Here is an 18,455-nt window from a genome sequence, read left to right on the forward strand (position 1 = left end):
TCATATAAAGTCAATGTATAAAGAGCAGTAATGATATTATTTTTAAAATTAATATTTGCAAAATGAATAAAAGAATGTATAATGATAGACAAATAGCGCAAACGTTTTCATAGATTAAGATAATGTTTGCGCTTCTATTTTAATATTAAATGCAAACGTTTTCAATTACTAAGGTACATAGACAATTTAGGGAGGTTTTTGGGATGAAGAAAGCATTATCATTATTAACGGTTTCAGCACTATCAATTGGTATGTTATCTGCATGTGGACCGAAAGATTCAGGGAAAAAAGAGGAAAGTAAATCGAAGAAAGACTACGATCTTCTTGTTTGGGAAGATGAGAAAAAAGGCGTTGGTTTAGAGCCGGCAGTGAAAAGCTTTGAAAAGAAATATAATGTGAAAGTAAAAGTTGAAGAGGTTCAGATGACGAAACAAATAGAAAAACTTCGTCTCGACGGTCCAGCGGGTACAGGGCCAGATGTTGTAACATTGCCACATGATCATATTGGTAATGCGGTAACAGAAGGGCTACTTTCAGAGGTGAAAGTGGATGATACAGTAAAAAGTAAATTTACAGATTTATCAATAGAAGCACAAACATATAACGGAAAATTATATGGTTTACCAAAAGCAGTTGAAACACCAATCTTTATTTATAATAAAAAATTAATGCCAAAAGCACCAGAAACGATGGACGAGTTGTTTAATTTCTCAAAAGAATTTACGAAAGATGACAAGTACGGATTTTTAGCGCTTGGAGATAATTTCTACTTCGCTAATGCATTTATGGCAGGTATGGGTGGCTATGTATTTGGTGAGAAAGACGGAAAGCCAAATGCAAATGATATTGGATTAAATAATAGCGGTGCAGTACAAGGTGCTGAATATATTCAAAAATGGTACAAAGAAAAGTTATTCCCGAAAGGTATTATCGGTGAATCTGGTGGATCAGCTGCAGATGGATTATTTAATGAAGGAAAAGCAGCATCTATTATGAATGGTCCATGGGCATTCCAAGCGATGGAAAAGGCTGGAATTGATTACGGTGTTGCTCCGATGCCAAAATTACCAAATGGTCAACCGATGAAAACGTTCGTTGGTGTAAAAGGATGGCATGTAACAAGCTTCTCTAAACAAAATGATTTAGCTACAAAATTCACTGAGTGGGTTACAAATGAAGAAAATGCGAAAATTCGATTTGAGAAAACGAAAGAAATTCCTCCAGTAAAATCAGTAATGGAAGATCCAATGATTAAAGAAAATGAGGCTGCAAAAGCGGTTGCGGCTCAATCGGAAAATGGAATTCCAATGCCGAATATTCCAGAAATGCAGGAAGTTTGGAAACCAGCTGGGGATGCGCTTCAATTAGTTGTCTCAAATAAAGAAGAACCAAAAGCAGCACTTGATAATGCAGTGAAACAAATTAAAGGTAATATTGAAGCAAATCATAGTGAGAAAAAATAAGGTGAAATTCGTGCCTCTAAACATGAGAGGCACGAATTCTCTCCCTTCCAAGTAGGAAGGAAAAAGGGGGAAGGAACATGCAAACATCTATGGAACCAACGAAAGAGTTAAACGGTTCAAAGCATAGGAAAATGGCGACCATGTTATCGATCATTCCAGGTATCGGTCAGCTATATAATAAACAATATGTAAAAGGTCTTATTTTTTTAGTATTAACAGGTTCATTTATTGTAGCATTTGCTGATTTGTTAAATATAGGATTATGGGGAATTGTAACGCTTGGTACAGAAGTTCCGCGTGACCATTCGGTCTTTCTATTAGTAGAAGGGATTTTGGCACTTATCGTCATCGTATTCGGACTAGGAATATATGCATTTAACTTATATGATGCATACCAAAATGGGAAGAAACGTGATATAGGAACACCATTAAACTCTGTAAAAGAGCAATATCGAAACTTATTAGATCAAGGTTTCCCATATTTAATGGTTTCACCAGGCTTTCTATTACTTATTTTTGTTGTTGTATTTCCAATCATTTTTGTTATCTTAATTGGATTTACGAATTATGATTTATACCACTCTCCTCCAGCTAAATTAGTAGATTGGGTTGGCTTTAAAAACTTTATTGATATTTTCACATTACCAATGTGGAGAGATACATTTATAAGTGTATTTTCTTGGACTGTCATTTGGACGTTCGTTGCAACAACGTTACAAGTTTCCCTTGGTATTTTCTTAGCGATTATCGTAAATCAGCCCGGTATCAAAGGTAAAGCAATTATTCGAACAATCTTTATTCTACCGTGGGCTGTTCCGGCATTCGTATCTATTCTTGTATTTGCTGGTATGTTTAATGAAACTTTTGGAGCGATTAACAATCAAGTATTAGCTTTATTCGGAATTGAAAAAATTGCTTGGATGACAGATCCGTTTTGGGCGAAGGTTGCTTTAATTATGATCCAAACGTGGCTTGGATTCCCGTTCGTCTTTGCAATGACGACAGGTATATTGCAATCGATTCCAGGAGAATTATATGAAGCGGCTACAGTAGATGGAGCAACTGCTTGGCAACAGTTCCGCAAAATTACATTGCCACTTGTTTTATATGCAACAGCGCCAATATTAATTACGCAATATACGTTTAACTTTAATAATTTTAGTATTATTTATCTATTTAATGCTGGGGGACCTGCCGTATCTGGACAAAATGCAGGTGGAACAGATATTTTAATTTCATGGATTTATAAGTTAACGATGACTTCGGCTCAGTACGGAAAAGCAGCAGCGCTTACAATGATTTTATCGTTAATCGTTATTACAGTCGCGTTATGGCAATTTAAGAGAACAAAATCATTCCAAGAAGAGGATATGATGTAAATGAATATTAAACGACAAAAGATGTTACGTCTATCATTAAGTTATTTAGTTATCTTCATAATGTGTGCGATTATTTTCTATCCATTATTATGGATCATTGGCTCATCGTTTAATCCAGGAGATAGTTTGTCTGGTTCTAGTATTATTCCGAAAAATGCCACATTAGATCATTATCGCAAGCTACTTGATTCCGATTCAAGTAATTACTTACTTTGGTATAAAAATACTTTAAAAGTTAGCGTAATGACAATGATTTTTTCTGTGTTAGCCATTAGCTTTACTGCTTATGCATTTTCGAGATATCGTTTTGTTGGAAGGAAGAATGGTTTATTAACATTTTTAATTCTCCAAATGATCCCGAATTTTGCAGCGTTAATCGCGCTATATATATTAGCGCAGTTAACTGGATTAATTGATACACATCTTGCATTAATTTTAATTTATGTGGGTGGAGCAATTCCGATGAATACATGGCTTATGAAAGGGTATTTTGATACGATTCCGAAAGAGTTGGATGAATCAGCTCGAATGGATGGAGCGGGGCATTTTCGTATATTTTGGCAAATTATTATGCCGCTTGCAAAACCAATTGTAGCGGTTGTAGCGTTATTCACTTTCATTGGTCCATTTACAGATTTTATTTTAGCAAGTGTTATTTTACGCACACCAGAAAATTATACTTTAGCAGTTGGATTATATGAAATGGTAGCGAAAAAGTTTGGTAACGAATTTACAACATTTGCAGCTGGATCAGTATTAATTGCAATTCCGATTTCTATTTTATTCTTATCCCTGCAAAAATATTTTGTTTCTGGTTTAACAGCTGGAGGTACGAAAGGATGAAAATGGGGCATTACGTCCCATTTCTCTTTTCATCTCCCTATAAAAAGTTGTAGGGAGATGAAAAGAGATTTGACATCCCATGTGAAAAGAAGTGCAATAAATAGTATATTATAGTATAGGAAAAAAGAGCTATATCCCTTACAATACATGAAGAGGGAGAATATGATAAGTTTTGAAAGATAGAATAAATAAATGAAAGTATATGACTTCTCCTATTACTTGCAACAAGTGCAAGATAAAAATATATGAAATATGACAGAGAAGTGAAAGGAGGGGATTTTTATGACAGTTACAATTAAAGATGTGGCGAAGAAGGCGAACGTAGCACCATCGACGGTTTCCCGTGTAATTGCTGATAATCCAAGTATAAGTGAAAAAACAAAGCGCCGTGTTCGGAAAGTGATGAGTGAACTAGGGTATCATCCCAATTTAAATGCAAGAAATCTTGCGAACCAAACGACGAAAACGCTTGGTCTTGTTATGCCGAGTTCGGCAAGTAAAGCTTTTCAAAATCCATTTTTCCCGGAAGTTATAAGAGGGATAAGTTCATTTGCACATATGGAAGGGTATGCGCTTTATATGTCGACAGGTGAAACGGAAGAAGAAATTTTTAACGGTGTTGTAAAGATGGTACAAGGGCGCCAAATTGGTGGTATTGTTCTTCTATATTCAAGAGAGAACGACCGGATTATTCAATATTTGCATAACCAAAACTTCCCGTTTGTTTTAATTGGAAAACCATATGATCGAAAAGATGAAATTACATATGTAGATAATGACAATTATACAGCTGCAAGAGAAGTGGCAGAATATTTAATTTCATTAGGGCATAAGCAAATCGCGTTCATTGGTGGTGGCTCAGACTTACTTGTAACGAGAGAGCGTTTAGCGGGTATGAGCGATGCTTTAAAGTTGGCAGACATTGTATTACCGAAAGAGTATATTTTACACTTTGATTTCTCGAGGGAAAGTGGTCAACAAGCAGTCGAGGAATTAATGGGACTGAAACAACCGCCGACGGCAATTATGGCGACAGACGATTTAATTGGATTAGGTGTGTTAAGTGCTCTTTCTAAAAAAGGATTTGTTGTACCGAAAGACGTTTCGATTGTAAGCTTTAATAATGCTTTATTATCAGAAATTGCGAGTCCGCCACTTTCGACAGTTGATGTGAATATATATCAGCTAGGATATGAAGCTGCAAAAGCTTTAGTGGATAAAGTAGAGAATGCTGAGTCAACTGCAAAATGTATTATTATTCCGCATAAATTACTGAAGCGTCAAACTTGCGATCATTATGCATAAAGTGAAACTTTAATCAGTGGGAGATTTACTGCCCGCAAATAGCGAGATAAAAAAGCTAAGAGGTAAACTCTTAGCTTTTTTGTTTTAGAAAGGCTTCTAATCGATCGCAGCCTTCTTTTAAAGTTTCGATACTATATGCATAGGACAAACGAAGGTAGCCTTCGCCATATTCAGAAAATGCTGTTCCAGGAACGACGGCTAGTCCAGCTTCTTTTACAAGATCAAGTGCAAAATCAAATGATGAAGATGTTAGATGGCCAACATAGGGGAATAAGTAAAATGCACCTGTTGGCTTTTCGACCTTTAATCCCATTTGAATGAGTCTATTATAAACGTAATCACGGCGTTTTTTGTATTGATGGCGCATCATCTTTGGCGCGTCTTTAGCAGCTGTTAATGCTTCAATTGCTGCATATTGTGCGATTGAAGTAGCGCACGTTACATTGTATTGATGAACTTTCAAAATGTGCCCAGCTAAATAACTTGGCGCGAATAAAAGGCCGATGCGCCAGCCGGTCATAGAATGGGATTTTGATAAACCGTTAATAACAATAGCTTTCTCACGCATTTCTGGGAAATGGGCAATTGATGTATGCTTTTGCCCATATACAAGCTCGCTATAAATTTCATCAGAAAGGACGAAAATATTTTTATCTTTTAAAACATCTACAATATCTTGTAGTTCTTCTTTTGATAAAGTTACACCAGTCGGGTTAGAAGGATATGGCAAAACAACACATCTTGTTTTTTCTGTAATCGCATTTTCTAGCGCTTCGGCTGTTAAACGGAATCCAGTTTCACGAACATCTATAAAAATAGGCGTTGCACCGCATAATCGAATAATCGGCTCGTATCCTGGATAAATAGGGGCAGGTAAAATGACTTCCGTCCCTGGTTCTAAAATTGTTCGGAATGCAACATCAATTGCTTCACTAGCACCGATTGTAACGATGGTTTCGTTTTCAGGTGAATAATGTAAATCATAGTTATCTTTTATGAAGTTACAAGCCGCCTTGCGTAATTCTAGTAACCCAGCGTTATGTGTATAGCTTGTATAATTTTCTGTAATCGCCCGTTTTGCCGCTTCCTTTACGAGGGAAGGTGTCGGAAAATCAGGTTGTCCAATTGTTAAAGAGATAAGATTATCATAGTTTTGAATCAGATTAGAGAATTGACGGATCCCAGAAATTTGGATGTCCTTTACTCTAGGATTAATGAATTGTTCCATTGTATCTCCCTTTCTTCCGTTTGAAAATTAAGTTCATTTTAACATATTTTCTAGGATTCCGCTTCGTATATGTTATTTAGAAAGAGAGAGCAGAAAAAAAGCCGCTGTAAGCGACTTTTTAATATCCGTATTCCCAATCTATTTCATCTTCATTCCAAAGTACAGAGGATACTTTGCCAAGGTGAACAACGGATTCGTTCACAGCACATGTGCAATTTTCATCTCCTGCTTTATGCTGTAACTCTTCATATACTGATTTTTCAACATTTTCTAGAACAACCAAATTTTCTTCTTTTAAAACAAGTGTAGTACCCGCCATATTTATCTTCCTCCTACTAAAGTAATGATCACTTATTTGTAAACATAGATAGTATGGATTATATGCTGTATTTTGCTATAGTTGTCCGTATCGTGAAGTGTTTTTATATTTTCTTTGTAATCCGTATTCATTGTATACTGCCCGAAGGAAATTTGGTACAGGGTTTACAATCATTTCGAAAATCTGTAACAATTATTATGGGGTGTTAACAAAGAATTAACAAATATGTTAAGAAAAATCAAAATTTTAAAACAAATACACTTATAAAATGATATAATCATATCAAAATACATATAGGGGATGAGAGGCTATGGAGCTTATCCGTGATTTAATGATCCAAATTGCCATCATTATATTACCGCTATTTTTATATGAAGCCATTCGTTTAAATCGTTATCAAGAAATGCCTCCGAAGCCGAACCGCTACTTTATTATGTTTTTATCTAGCGTTACACTCGTTCTTTCCATGACATACTCTATTTGTTTTGGCAACGTTTGCGGGTATAACTTTCACCCAATTCCAATTGTTAGTGGTTTTTTATATGGTGGGATTGTTGGTTTAATTCCAGCCATTATTTTTGTTGCGTATGAATGGGTGCTAAAGGGAATGAATATTCTTCCAGTCGTAGAAGTCATGTTTCTATTGATAGTGCCATTATTCTTATCCAAGAAATGGTCTCTTTTTTCAAGAGATAAGAAGCTGATTTTAGCATTTATGATTTCATCATTTTACGTACTTGTATCTTTAATGTTTGGTATGGTGAATGTACTATTAGAAACAGGATTTACACCTTATGTTTCTCAACTATATAACGGGTTTATATTTGCTTCGCTTATTATGGTTATGACTATGGTATTTCAAGTGTACTTAACGGAATATTTAAATGAAAACGCATTATTACGTACGGAAATGCAAAAATCGGAAAAACTTAATATTGTCAGTGAGCTAGCAGCAAGTGTTGCACATGAAGTTCGAAATCCCCTTACTGTTGTTCGTGGGTTTATCCAATTGCTAGAAGGTACGGAGGATGTGAAGAATAAAGATTATATGCGTCTCGTATTAGCTGAATTGGACCGGGCAGAGCAAATTATTTCAGATTATTTGAATTTAGCAAGGCCGCAAATTGAGAAAAAAGAACACATTTGTTTATCGGCACAATTAATAGAAATGACCACTCTTATGTCATCATTTGCAGCGATGCAAGGTGTATATTTGCAAGTTGAGATTTCTGAGAGTCTTTATACGATCGGTGATAAGACAAAATTGAAACAAGCTATTATGAATGTTGTTAAAAATGGTATTGAAGCAATTCAAGGAAATAAGGGATATTTAAAGGTAACGGCTATTCAAAAAGATGAAACAATTGTCATAAGAGTTAAAGATAGTGGTGTTGGAATGACAAAAGAACAGTTAGCAAGACTTGGGCAACCATATTATTCTTTAAAAGAAAAAGGGACAGGGTTAGGACTTATGGTAACATTTAGTATTTTACAAGCGCATAATGGTACACTGGAATATAAAAGCGAAAGTGGAAAAGGGACTGAAGCGCTTATTATATTGCCAGCTGTAAGAAATAAGGAATAAAAGTTACCGATGGAAGGTAACTTTTTATTTTATATAGGAAATTTTATTCGTTTGTTTTTTCTTGTTTTGTTCGGCCAAATAAACTTCTAAATGATTGAAAGAAACTTTGTTCTTTTGATGCGGCGACTAATCTTTTTGTTTCTTGAATTTCACGAATAACTTGCATAAGTTGTGCATCACGACTGCTGTCTTTATTATAAATTTGATTTACTAGTTTGTTCATTTTTTCTTCTTGTTTGGATTCTCGTTTATACATATGATTCATTAATAAGTCCATCTTTTCTTTTTGGAGTTCATCTGTTTGAGCGGCATGATCAACTAATTCTTGTAACATTTTTTCTTGAGAACCTTCTTTTACATAAACTTGTTGCATTAATTCATCTAACTTTTCATCTTTCAAACGATTTTGTGTAATAAGGGTAGAATTTTGATGAATAATTGCTTCATTTAATTGAGCGAGCATTTCTAGTTTTAACATGAATTCTTCAAAGTTACGCCCATCCTCTTTTTCTTTTGGTTGCACTTCTTGTTTCTCTTGAATAACAGGCACAGGTGGAGCATCTTTTTCTTTTAAAATAATAGGTATTGTTTCTGAAATATCTTCTTGTAATGTAGCAGCTCTTTCATGTATAGATTTCAATAGTTTTAAATCATCCAATTTATAAATACGAGCATCAGCAGTTTTTGAAATGATATAACCGTGTTCCTCTAATAGTTGGCTATATTTTCGAACTATATGTTTTGGGATGCCTGTTTTATTTGTAACATCTTTCGTTTTATAGGTAGCTTCCATGATATTTCCTCCCCAAAAAGTATCGTATATATCATTTCAATCTTTTATGAGGACTTCCTTTGAAAAAGAATGTCGGAAGGTTATTAGTTTTCTACAGCATTAGTGAAAAGATGAAGAAAAATGAGAGTTTTTGGCGGAATGGCGAAGAAGAGCGAAAATAATGTCTGAAAACATATACAGGAGAAGTTTGTTATAATAACTGAGGAAAAGAAACTGGTAGGAACATGGAGGTATACATGAAGCAATTAAAAGGTATTATCATTTCAATTATTGCAATTTTATCTATTTTAGTAGCGATTTATGAAGTACTTGTGCCAGAGGAAACAAGTGTAAAAAAAACGAATACGTATGATCAAGTGCTAGAATTTCCGAAAGAACGTTATCCCGAAACGGGGAAACATATTACGAATGCTATAAAAGAAGGACATTCAGAAGTTTGTACAATCGACCGCGGTGGTGCTGCGGATAGAAGAAAACTGTCGTTAGCTCCATATCCATCAAAAAAAGGGTATGATCGCGATGAATGGCCAATGGCGATGTGTAAAGAGGGAGGAAAAGGAGCACATATTGAATATATAAGTCCAGCAGATAACCGCGGAGCAGGTTCTTGGGTAGGGAATAAGTTAGATAAATATCCAGATGGTACGCGTGTGAAGTTTGACGTAAAGTAGTAGTTGTATATTTCATAATGAATCAGGAGGGGAACGATGGAGTTAACAATTTCTTATTCGCAATTAATGTTGATGAACTATGACGGTGATCAGCCTTACGTTGACTGGACGGGTGAAGATTTTGAAAGAGGTTATGCGAAGGCGGATGGAACTGTTATTTTTGAAGCACTCTCTGACTATACTTGTGAAGTAAAAGTGACCCCAGGGAAACATATTGAGAAAGAAGAAGTGATTAGAACGATTGCAGTTCCTTTTACAGTTGAAAATGAATGTGTTGTTGTAACGAGTATTCTTTCAAATAAATTTCAAATTCCTATTCCAAATGGCGAGTATACAGTCGTATTACAGGCAATTCCTCTTGAAGAGCCAACGGATGATGAATTATATAAAATACAATACGAATTCTTTTTTGAAAGTGAAGAATAAAAAAATGGGCTATCCTGAGAAAAGGATAACCCATTTTTTTATGCGTTTGTTTTTAACAAGGAACGAGCATCTTTTGCTGCCTGTACCATGTGTTCTAAAGCTGGAATAACTTCTTCTGTTCTTCTCGTTTTTAAACCACAATCAGGATTAATCCAGAAATATTTAGGATCGCATACTTGTAAAGATTGTTCTACGATTTTAAACATTTCTTCTTTGCTCGGTACACGTGGGCTATGAATATCATATACACCTAGACCGATACCTTTTTCATATGTTGTATGTTTTAGTGTATCAATAAATTCTCCGTGACTTCTTGATGTTTCAATAGAAATCACATCTGCATCTAAAGCACGAATCGCATCCACAATATCTTCGAAGTTACTGTAACACATATGCGTATGAATTTGTGTTTCATTTGCTACAGAAGAAGTTGCTAAAAGGAAGGATTGTACTGCCCATGTAATATAAGCGTCCCAATCTTTTTCTTTTAGTGGCATGCCTTCACGAAGTGCCGGCTCATCGACTTGAATCACTCGAATTCCGGAAGATTCAAGTAGTTCAATTTCATGACGAAGAGCTAATGCAATTTGATACGAAACTTCTTTTCTTGGAATGTCATTTCGAACGAAGGACCAATTTAAAATCGTAACAGGCCCAGTTAGCATTCCTTTTACAACTTTCTCTGTTAAGCTTTGTGCATAAACAGTTTCCTTAATAGTCATTCCATTAATAAAGGCTACATCACCATAAATAACAGGTGGTTTCACGCAACGAGAACCGTAGGATTGTACCCAACCATTTGTAGTGAAAGAGAAGCCGGCAAGGCGCTCGCCGAAATATTCAACCATGTCAGTTCTTTCAAATTCACCATGTACAAGGACATCCAGACCGATTTCTTCTTGATAGCGAATCCATCTCTCGGTTTCTTTTTCAATAAATTGCTCGTATTGTTCATTTGAAAGAATGCCGTTACGCCATTCTTTTCGTGTTTGACGAACCTCAGTTGTTTGCGGGAAGCTACCAATAGTTGTTGTTGGTAATAAAGGTAGCTGCAGGGCAACTTGTTGTAATTCGTATCGTTTTTCAAATGGAAGAGGACGTGAAAAATCTTCTTCTTTTAGTGCTGTTCGTGCTGCTTTGACGTCTTCTCGGTTACGTGCAGCAGATGAACGAATTGTATGATGTACGTTTCGATATGTTTCCAGCTCATTACTAATGCTTTCTGTACCTTGAGTGAGAGCGGAATGAATAAGAACTAACTCTTCTAATTTTTGATTTGCAAATGCTAGCGCATCAAATAGCTCAGGCGATAAGTGGGCTTCTTCTGTTTTATCGATTGGTGAATGCAATAAGCTACAAGAAGGCTGAACGATCAAATCTTTCGTTTGGACTTGTTTTTGTAGCGTTGTAAATAACGTAAGAACTTCATCAAGATCAGCTCTCCAAATGTTACGGCCATCTATACAACCGACAGCTAAAGTTTTATCAGCTGGGAATCCATATTTTGAAATAGCATGTAGATTACCTTCTTTACCATGAACGAAATCTAATCCAATACCTGATACAGGGAATGTGATGATTTCTTCATAGTTTTCTTCTATACTATCAAAATATGTTTGTAAAAGAAGAGTCGCATTTGGAACTTCTTTACGAATAGCTTCATAAACTTCTTTCGCCTGTTGAATCTCTTCTTTTGTTAAAGAAGCAAAAATCGGTTCATCAACTTGAATGACTTGCGCGCCAGCTGCATGTAGTTCTGAAAGCAGTTGTATGTAAGGTGCAATTAATTGTTTTAAAATCGTAGTAAATTGCTCTTGTGTATAGCCTTTAGCTAATTTTAAGAAAGTATATGGTCCTAAAATAACAGGCTTTCCATCTACTCCTAATTCTTGTTTTGCCTCTTCGTATAAGCGAAGTGGGCGATTATCTTTTAAAGAGATTTGTAATCCCTCTTCATATTCAGGAACGATATAATGATAGTTTGTGTTGAACCATTTTGTCATTTCAGAAGCTACGTGATCTTTAGAGCCACGCGCCATTGCAAAATATACATCAAGATAAGATGTAAACTCAGAAAAACGTGATGGGATAAATCCTAGCATATAAGCAGTATCCAAAACGTGATCATAATATGTAAAGTCGCCAATTGGAATTAATTCAATCCCTTTTTCTTGCTGTACTTTTACGTGCTGTAGGCGAATTTCTTTCATTGTTGTTAAAAATTGCTCTTCATCGATTTTATTAGACCAAAAAGCTTCCAATGTTTTTTTCCACTCTCGTTGTAGTCCGATACGTGGATAACCTAAATTACTTGTTTGAATTGCCATTTTAAATTCCTCCCTAATTGAAAGTAAGCATTTCCGTTTACTAGGAAATACCTATAACAAAAAGTACAAAGGCATAGAAAATAAGCCTTCCTTTTTGTTTTAACACCTCATCATCATCCGTGAATCTATCAGTGTTGTTAAAACAGGCAGGTCTCCTGACTTATGCTTCATATAATTTCTTTCACCTTCCCGTTTTCACAGTGGCACCAAAAAGAAATCTCAGCATTTACAGTGGCGGGACCGTGTTGGAGTTTCACCAAGCTTCCCTTTTAAACACGAAACGAAATGTTCGTGTACCCATTTTCCTTTTGAAAGGAATTTAACAAGCGATATGATATTGAAACAAATTCTAACATAATTTTTGGAATTTTGTCTACTGTTTTAAAATAAGAAAATTCTAAAGTTTTCATTTATTATTTTTAGATTATTCTGAAATTAAAAAGGTAAATGGAGGGTAGAAAAATTGAAACAAAGTTTAGATTAAGCCTATAAAGAAGAAGATATCCTTCTTTATAGGCTTAACTTTAATTGATATCAATGTCTGAAAGGCGTCCTGAAATCGCATCTGTAAGGAGGGTATTTAACCATTGCAACTCAACGGTAATATGTTCAATAACACTTTGTAAAATATATAGTTGTGCACGTGGGATTTGGCCTTTGCTACAATCATATATAGCTTGCATGTTATGTAAATATTGAACTGTATCATTTTTCTTTTTTTCTAAAATAGGAACTAACTCTTGATCATCACCAAAATGAGCGAAAGAGAGTGCTGAATAGATTGGTTTATATATTTGATTTTTGGCTTCGAACTGTTTTAATAGTAACGTATGAAATAACTGTTTACCTGTTTCTGTTATATGAAAGATTGTTTTATCTGGTCTATTCGTATCTCGAACAATAGTTGTAATACGAATTGCATCTTGCTTTTCTAATTGCTCGAAGGCGTAGTAGAGTGATCCTTTTGCATATTTAATATAACAATCCATTTGTCTTTCTTTCATTATGTGCTGCACTTCATATGGGTGTTTATCCCCTTCGAGCAGCAAGCCGAGAATGACTAATTTCATACTCATGCTGTCTCAACTCCTATATAGAAACTTTCTTACTTTTTGTAAAGGCTAATAATTAGTGGGCGTGGACAAAAGAATGCTGATTAAAGTTTCACTTTTATACATATTATAAACGGCATATCCTTTTACATAAAGGATATGCCGTTACTTTTTTCTATACTAACTCACTTGCTTTTGTTTTTGTTTCGTTTTTGGTCCTGTAAAGAGGCGTTCATTTCCCATAAGTAAAATACAGATAATACTTAGTACAGCTGGGATAAGTGCCCAGAAGAATGTACTTGCAATAGATGTAGCAAGAGCTTCTTTGATGCCAGTTAATATTTCAGCTGGTATTTTATCAGTAGCACCTGGCGATAATAAGAAACTTGTGTCGCCGCCCTTTGGGGCTAATTTTGCTAGTTCAGGAGGGAACACAGTGCTTAGTTTATCCGTAAAAATATGATTTTGAATTGTACCAAAAATTGTTACACCAAGAGTCATACCGAGTGAACGGAAGAATGAATTTGTTGATGTAGCAGAACCACGGTCTCTCATTTCTAATTTGTGGATAGAAGACATACTTAAAACTGAAAACGAGAAACCAACACCAATTCCAGCGAGAACCATAAATAGCGTTACGAGTACACGTGGTGTGTCCATTGTTAAAGTACTTAATAAATAAATCCCAAGAACAAAGAAAACTCCAGATACCATCATAATGTTGCGGTAACTTGTTCGAGAAGCTAACTGTCCGCCAGTTTGACTTCCGATTACAGAGCCAATCATCATAGGCGTTAAAATTAATCCAGCATTTGAGGCTGAACCACCGAGAACACCTTGAACGAAGATAGGAATATACACGGTACAGATGATAAAAGCAGCACCGTAGAAAAAGGCAACGCCTTGGCTAGCTGCAAATAAAGGTTTTTTAAATAGATGGAAAGAAATGATAGGCTCAGTTGCTTTTCGTTCTACGAAGAAGAAAATAATAAGCATAACGACAACAGTAGTAAATAAACCGATAATTACAGTGGAATCCCATGCATATTCTTTACCACCAAGTTCTAATGCAAACATTAAACAAACGATACTAATGACAAGTGTAATAGCACCGGCCCAGTCGATTTTTTGTTTTCTAAATTCTAGAGATTCGCTGTAGTATTTAGTAATGAAGAAGAAGGAGATAAGCCCTAATGGAATATTAATATAGAAGACCCAGTGCCAACTTATATAGTCTGTAATATAAGCACCTAATAAAGGGCCGAATACACTAGATGTCCCGAAAACGGCACCGAATAATCCTGTCATTTTCCCACGTTTTTCAGGTGGGAATATGTCATACATAATTGTAAAGGCGATAGGCATAAGAGCACCGCCACCAATACCTTGAATTGCTCTATAAATACTTAGTTGCTCAATACTTGAAGCTGTCCCACAAAGTGCGGAACCGAATAAGAAAAGAATAAGTCCACCAATATAAAAGCGTTTCCGTCCGTACATGTCAGAAAGTTTCCCGAAAATCGGCATCCCTGCCATTGTTGCCACCATGTATGCTGATGTAACCCAAACGAACTTATCAAATCCACCTAGGTCCCCAACAATCGTTGCCATTGCCGTCGCAACGATCGTATTATCCATTGCGGCCATTAAAATACCAAGTAGTAAACCAGCAACAACAAATTTTGTATTGTTGGACTCTTTTTTTGATAGTTGTGTTTCCAAATATAACCCTCCTTTAATAATAAGTAAACTACATTAAGTTTTGAATGTAGCACATGAAAATCTAAAGTATAGTTTCTCCTGAATCTTCATACATAAGTCCACTGATATGCATAAAGATTATTATAGTCAAATTTGACTAAAAGGCAAACTTTTTCTTCCGCCAAAATATTTTTTGTATGGACAGAAAAAGAGTGAGCAATACTTAATATTGTTGTAAAGTCAATGAAGGAAATTGTAAAAAAATATTTTAGTAAGAGGACCCTCTGTTAACAGAGGAAAAATGGTTTTTTCTTTATATTGTCGAATAGGATAAAAGGAGGAGAAGTATTAAACATCCTTTGTAATAAGTTTTAATAATTTTGGTAGTTTATTGTGTGGAGAGGCGGAATAAGGTTGTATGGATGATACATCTGAAATGAGGTGAATATATATTATGAAAATATGGAAACGAATTTCGGATCAAGAAAGGTGTTTGATACCGCTACAACCAGTATTGTGGATTGATGGTTCAAAAAAGGAAAACGGATTTCCTAATGTAGCAGTAACATTACAAATCCGTAGTATGTATAAAGAAAAATTTTCATATGAACTGACCTATGATGTAAATGACATACTTATTATTCAAATTGTAGTTGAAAATAAAGGACTTGAAATGATTTCGAGAGTTGTTGTAAGTCATATGATTCGAGATTATTTTGTATATATTCCAAATTCCTTAAAGGTTGATAAGGGGATGAGTGAGTTTCTATTCCAGCTCGTAAGGTGGCGAATTGATAATTTATTACCGAATGAGAAGGTGGAATTAATTTGTAAAATAAAAGCAAACAAAGACACAGCTCTCAAAAATGCATTCTTTCAGGCTACATATACATTTCAATATGAAGGAGTATCATATGGCCCACTGCAAACGAATGAAGTTGTTGTGCGCCAATGACGAAAAGGAACCTGTGCGAAAGGTTCCTTTTTAATGAAGGTTGTGTTTTTTGAGTATTTTCTTTTGCTCCATTCCTTTTTTTCCTACATAGTTATTTTTATAGCCAAAGTATAGAATAAATAAAAATGAAACAACATTGACAATAGCGTCGATTTGATCGTTTGTAATAAAATTTATTCCGAAAGAGGTAAATAGTAATTTTAATGATAATAGAAAACCAGCTAATAAACGCATAGTATCTAATAGGTTTTCCTTTTGTAGTATATAGATCACTCCTTTCTAGAAACGATATATAGTATATATATGAAATAGAATAGAGTAGGTATACAAGCTTAAGCGGAAATGTACACCCAATATGTACATTTTTTATTTTGTAGAAAAACATTATTGTTATAGAAACATATATTGGTATAGAAGGGAGGAGAAGTATGAAACATAAAGGGAAAATTAGTGGATTATTACTTGGGAATACAGTGGCAGTTACAGAATGGGTTGCACTTCAGGATGTAATTACAAAACTGGATTCGCGATCATTTTATACCGTCTTTATTATTTATATATTGCAAATGATACTAAGCTGTTATTTTGGATATTGGTATGATAAAAGATCGAGTGGGCGCTTGAATACGGAAGTAGGAGGCATGGCAAGCAACGATTTTGTTGTTGATTTTTTTGGGAAAGTAGCTGCTTTATCTGAACGAGATTCTCGTAATATTACAGTGTATATTCTTTCCATCAAAGGATGGGATGGATTAAAAGACACTGTACAAGAAAAAAAGTTGGAAGTATTAGTACAAAAATTAGAGTGTACAATTGTAAAGACCATCCGGAAAGGCGATGTCGTTACGAAGTGGGATGAAAATAAGTATGTGATTGTTGCGATTGATAATGGCCACGAAAAATCAACAATAACAAACCGATTAATGAAAAATATTGAAAATGAAATAGAAAATGACTTACTCAGTGTATCGCTATTATTTGGAGCTGCTAGTTATCCAGTAGAAGGAAAAACTTTTGAAGAATTGTTAAGAAAGGCGCAAAATCAATTGTATCATTATAGAAATTTACAAGAAAATGAGTGAAACTTTGATTTAAAGAAGTATGATGTGAAGAAGTTTTGAATGTAACATTTTTTTGACTTTTATTACAAAAATAACTTCCCTTGTAATAAAAGTCTTTAAAAATATATGAAAAAAGCATATAATTATAATGGATGTGTCAATGCATTTTGCACAATGTGTTTCATTTTAAAAGTGTAGAGGAAAGCATGCTCTACACTTTTCCTTTTAAGGAAATAAAAAGAATGTTTGTAAGTTGTTGCGAGGTGGCATTTGTAATGTGTAAAATGGACAGAAGGATTATTTGATAGAAAACGGGAAAGGGAATGATAGAATGATAGACGTGAAAGACCAACGATCATCTTTTATCAGGTGAATTATTACTGTTGTTCTTCAAATTATTATAAGTATGGTGAATTCCGTTGTATTTACATGTAATACATAGTGTGATTAGTTTTTAAAAGTACAAATTAATCTTTTACTTAAAAATGGATATGAAACTGCTAGATATTTCGAAGAGAATGACGTGAAACATAATTTCAAGTAATACATTTGTATAAACATTATAAACAATACCAATGATCTTCGTAAAAAAGATGCGAGTGTGAAGTGTATAAAAGAGTACATAAATTTCATAGTTTTTTACACGATGATTGTTTATTAGTAGGAGGAAAAGATGTTGAAATATAGTAAATTAGCAATTGTAACTGCATTATCAATGACTTTACTAGCGGGTTGTTTCGGACCGAAACCAGAAGAGGAATTATATGTTGCATTTGAAAATGCTGCAAAGCAAGAAAAAACAATGTTTGAAGATGCTAAAAAACTTGAAACTTTAGAAAAAGAAGGACAAGAGCTATATAACCAGATTGTTCAAGAAGGAAAAGATAATAATCAGGCAGTTAAGGAAAAACTGAATCAAGCAGTGAAAAATACAGGTGAACGAGAAAAAGTGCTTACAAAAGAAAAAGAGGTTTTAAATAAAGCACAAGAAGAAGTGAAATCTGCTGATAAGTATGTGAAGAAGATTGAAGATAAGAAATTGAAAGATCAAGCGGATAAAGTAAAAACCACGTATGAGAAACGACATGATTCATTTAACAAGATGTATGACAGCTATAATAAATCTTTAAAACAAGAAAAAGAATTATATACAATGTTACAAGATAAGGATGCAAAATTAAAAGATATTAGTGAGAAAGTAAAGACTGTAAATCAATCCTATAAAGATATTGAATTAGAAAAAGATAAGTTTAATGAATTTACGAAATCTTATAATACAGAAAAAGTAGCTTTTTATAAACAAGCAAACATTAAAATTAAAGAAGAGAAAAAATAAAACAGTTTGGC

General features: G+C 34.5%; 17 protein-coding genes and 1 riboswitch. Of the genes, 10 read left to right on the forward strand and 7 right to left on the reverse strand.

Annotated features, from left to right (window positions below; translation table 11 throughout):
- The first annotated feature begins 203 nt into the window (after positions 1-203).
- From COE49_RS13110 to malR, 4 genes are all read left to right on the forward strand, one after another.
- The gene (locus COE49_RS13110; RefSeq protein ID WP_088230250.1) at positions 204-1,463 is read left to right on the forward strand and encodes an extracellular solute-binding protein; all 1,260 of its coding nucleotides are present in this window, start codon (positions 204-206) and stop codon (positions 1,461-1,463) included.
- A 77-nt stretch (positions 1,464-1,540) separates the two neighbouring features.
- Entirely contained in the window at positions 1,541-2,842 is a 1,302-nt protein-coding gene (malC, locus tag COE49_RS13115; protein ID WP_088230249.1) for a maltosaccharide ABC transporter permease MalC, read from the forward strand.
- The gene (gene malD / locus COE49_RS13120) at positions 2,843-3,685 is read left to right on the forward strand and encodes a maltosaccharide ABC transporter permease MalD (RefSeq protein WP_088230248.1); all 843 of its coding nucleotides are present in this window, start codon (positions 2,843-2,845) and stop codon (positions 3,683-3,685) included.
- Between the two features lie 282 nt (positions 3,686-3,967).
- Positions 3,968-4,990 (forward strand): maltose operon transcriptional repressor MalR, encoded by a 1,023-nt coding sequence (malR, locus tag COE49_RS13125; protein WP_088230247.1) that lies wholly within the window; start codon positions 3,968-3,970, stop codon positions 4,988-4,990.
- Positions 4,991-5,060: 70 nt separating this feature from the next.
- Here malR and COE49_RS13130 read toward each other — a convergent pair whose 3' ends face one another.
- The gene (locus tag COE49_RS13130; RefSeq protein WP_088230246.1) at positions 5,061-6,218 is read right to left on the reverse strand and encodes an aminotransferase A; all 1,158 of its coding nucleotides are present in this window, start codon (positions 6,216-6,218) and stop codon (positions 5,061-5,063) included.
- Positions 6,219-6,336: 118 nt separating this feature from the next.
- Positions 6,337-6,537 carry a hypothetical protein gene (locus COE49_RS13135; RefSeq protein ID WP_000929277.1) on the reverse strand — a complete coding sequence of 67 codons (201 nt, stop codon included), beginning with the start codon at positions 6,535-6,537 and terminating at the stop codon, positions 6,337-6,339.
- Between the two features lie 310 nt (positions 6,538-6,847).
- On the opposite strand from COE49_RS13135, the gene kinB reads away from it, so the two are divergent.
- Positions 6,848-8,122 carry a sporulation sensor histidine kinase KinB gene (kinB, locus tag COE49_RS13140; protein WP_088230245.1) on the forward strand — a complete coding sequence of 425 codons (1,275 nt, stop codon included), beginning with the start codon at positions 6,848-6,850 and terminating at the stop codon, positions 8,120-8,122.
- Positions 8,123-8,165: 43 nt separating this feature from the next.
- On the opposite strand, the gene COE49_RS13145 is transcribed toward kinB, so the two are convergent.
- Positions 8,166-8,915, reverse strand: coding sequence for a DUF3967 domain-containing protein (locus COE49_RS13145; RefSeq protein WP_088230244.1), 750 nt, complete (start codon positions 8,913-8,915; stop codon positions 8,166-8,168).
- A gap of 236 nt (positions 8,916-9,151) precedes the next feature.
- Between COE49_RS13145 and nucA the strand changes: the two genes are divergently transcribed.
- Together nucA and comJ are read left to right on the forward strand one after the other, a co-directional pair.
- A complete protein-coding gene (gene nucA, locus COE49_RS13155; RefSeq protein WP_088230242.1) occupies positions 9,152-9,586 on the forward strand; it encodes a DNA-entry nuclease in 435 nt (144 codons plus the stop codon).
- Between the two features lie 36 nt (positions 9,587-9,622).
- Positions 9,623-10,012: a competence protein ComJ gene (comJ, locus tag COE49_RS13160; protein WP_098945919.1), complete on the forward strand. Its 390-nt coding sequence runs from the start codon at positions 9,623-9,625 to the stop codon at positions 10,010-10,012.
- Between the two features lie 38 nt (positions 10,013-10,050).
- Here comJ and metE read toward each other — a convergent pair whose 3' ends face one another.
- The 3 genes from metE to COE49_RS13175 all read right to left on the reverse strand — a co-directional run bounded on the left by metE (position 10,051) and on the right by COE49_RS13175 (position 15,113).
- The gene (metE, locus tag COE49_RS13165) at positions 10,051-12,339 is read right to left on the reverse strand and encodes a 5-methyltetrahydropteroyltriglutamate--homocysteine S-methyltransferase (RefSeq protein WP_088230240.1); all 2,289 of its coding nucleotides are present in this window, start codon (positions 12,337-12,339) and stop codon (positions 10,051-10,053) included.
- A 128-nt stretch (positions 12,340-12,467) separates the two neighbouring features.
- Positions 12,468-12,655: riboswitch (cobalamin riboswitch) on the reverse strand.
- Positions 12,656-12,863: 208 nt separating this feature from the next.
- Positions 12,864-13,415 (reverse strand): PadR family transcriptional regulator, encoded by a 552-nt coding sequence (locus tag COE49_RS13170; RefSeq protein ID WP_088230239.1) that lies wholly within the window; start codon positions 13,413-13,415, stop codon positions 12,864-12,866.
- A gap of 156 nt (positions 13,416-13,571) precedes the next feature.
- A complete protein-coding gene (locus tag COE49_RS13175; RefSeq protein WP_088230238.1) occupies positions 13,572-15,113 on the reverse strand; it encodes an MDR family MFS transporter in 1,542 nt (513 codons plus the stop codon).
- A gap of 433 nt (positions 15,114-15,546) precedes the next feature.
- Between COE49_RS13175 and COE49_RS13180 the strand changes: the two genes are divergently transcribed.
- Positions 15,547-16,047 (forward strand): hypothetical protein, encoded by a 501-nt coding sequence (locus COE49_RS13180; RefSeq protein WP_088230237.1) that lies wholly within the window; start codon positions 15,547-15,549, stop codon positions 16,045-16,047.
- A 30-nt stretch (positions 16,048-16,077) separates the two neighbouring features.
- Here COE49_RS13180 and COE49_RS13185 read toward each other — a convergent pair whose 3' ends face one another.
- A complete protein-coding gene (locus tag COE49_RS13185) occupies positions 16,078-16,311 on the reverse strand; it encodes an SPP1 phage holin family protein (protein WP_088230299.1) in 234 nt (77 codons plus the stop codon).
- A gap of 164 nt (positions 16,312-16,475) precedes the next feature.
- Between COE49_RS13185 and COE49_RS13190 the strand changes: the two genes are divergently transcribed.
- Together COE49_RS13190 and COE49_RS13195 are read left to right on the forward strand one after the other, a co-directional pair.
- A complete protein-coding gene (locus COE49_RS13190) occupies positions 16,476-17,129 on the forward strand; it encodes a diguanylate cyclase domain-containing protein (RefSeq protein WP_088230236.1) in 654 nt (217 codons plus the stop codon).
- Between the two features lie 652 nt (positions 17,130-17,781).
- On the forward strand, positions 17,782-18,444 hold the full coding sequence (locus COE49_RS13195; protein ID WP_088230235.1) for a YkyA family protein: 663 nt from the start codon (positions 17,782-17,784) through the stop codon (positions 18,442-18,444).
- Positions 18,445-18,455 lie beyond the last annotated feature (11 nt).

Source organism: Bacillus sp. AFS029637, assembly GCF_002584985.1.
GTDB lineage: Bacteria > Bacillota > Bacilli > Bacillales > Bacillaceae_G > Bacillus_A.

Excerpts from the sequence above, each read along its gene's own strand:
- malC (WP_088230249.1), top strand. The coding sequence starts at position 1,541 with ATGCAAACATCTATGGAACCAACGAAAGAGTTAAACGGTTCAAAGCAT.
- COE49_RS13145 (WP_088230244.1), bottom strand. The coding sequence starts at position 8,915 with ATGGAAGCTACCTATAAAACGAAAGATGTTACAAATAAAACAGGCATC.
- COE49_RS13110 (WP_088230250.1), top strand. The coding sequence starts at position 204 with ATGAAGAAAGCATTATCATTATTAACGGTTTCAGCACTATCAATTGGT.
- malD (WP_088230248.1), top strand. The coding sequence starts at position 2,843 with ATGAATATTAAACGACAAAAGATGTTACGTCTATCATTAAGTTATTTA.
- COE49_RS13135 (WP_000929277.1), bottom strand. The coding sequence starts at position 6,537 with ATGGCGGGTACTACACTTGTTTTAAAAGAAGAAAATTTGGTTGTTCTA.
- COE49_RS13170 (WP_088230239.1), bottom strand. The coding sequence starts at position 13,415 with ATGAGTATGAAATTAGTCATTCTCGGCTTGCTGCTCGAAGGGGATAAA.
- kinB (WP_088230245.1), top strand. The coding sequence starts at position 6,848 with ATGGAGCTTATCCGTGATTTAATGATCCAAATTGCCATCATTATATTA.
- malR (WP_088230247.1), top strand. The coding sequence starts at position 3,968 with ATGACAGTTACAATTAAAGATGTGGCGAAGAAGGCGAACGTAGCACCA.
- COE49_RS13130 (WP_088230246.1), bottom strand. The coding sequence starts at position 6,218 with ATGGAACAATTCATTAATCCTAGAGTAAAGGACATCCAAATTTCTGGG.
- COE49_RS13195 (WP_088230235.1), top strand. The coding sequence starts at position 17,782 with ATGTTGAAATATAGTAAATTAGCAATTGTAACTGCATTATCAATGACT.
- COE49_RS13180 (WP_088230237.1), top strand. The coding sequence starts at position 15,547 with ATGAAAATATGGAAACGAATTTCGGATCAAGAAAGGTGTTTGATACCG.
- nucA (WP_088230242.1), top strand. The coding sequence starts at position 9,152 with ATGAAGCAATTAAAAGGTATTATCATTTCAATTATTGCAATTTTATCT.
- comJ (WP_098945919.1), top strand. The coding sequence starts at position 9,623 with ATGGAGTTAACAATTTCTTATTCGCAATTAATGTTGATGAACTATGAC.
- metE (WP_088230240.1), bottom strand. The coding sequence starts at position 12,339 with ATGGCAATTCAAACAAGTAATTTAGGTTATCCACGTATCGGACTACAA.
- COE49_RS13190 (WP_088230236.1), top strand. The coding sequence starts at position 16,476 with ATGAAACATAAAGGGAAAATTAGTGGATTATTACTTGGGAATACAGTG.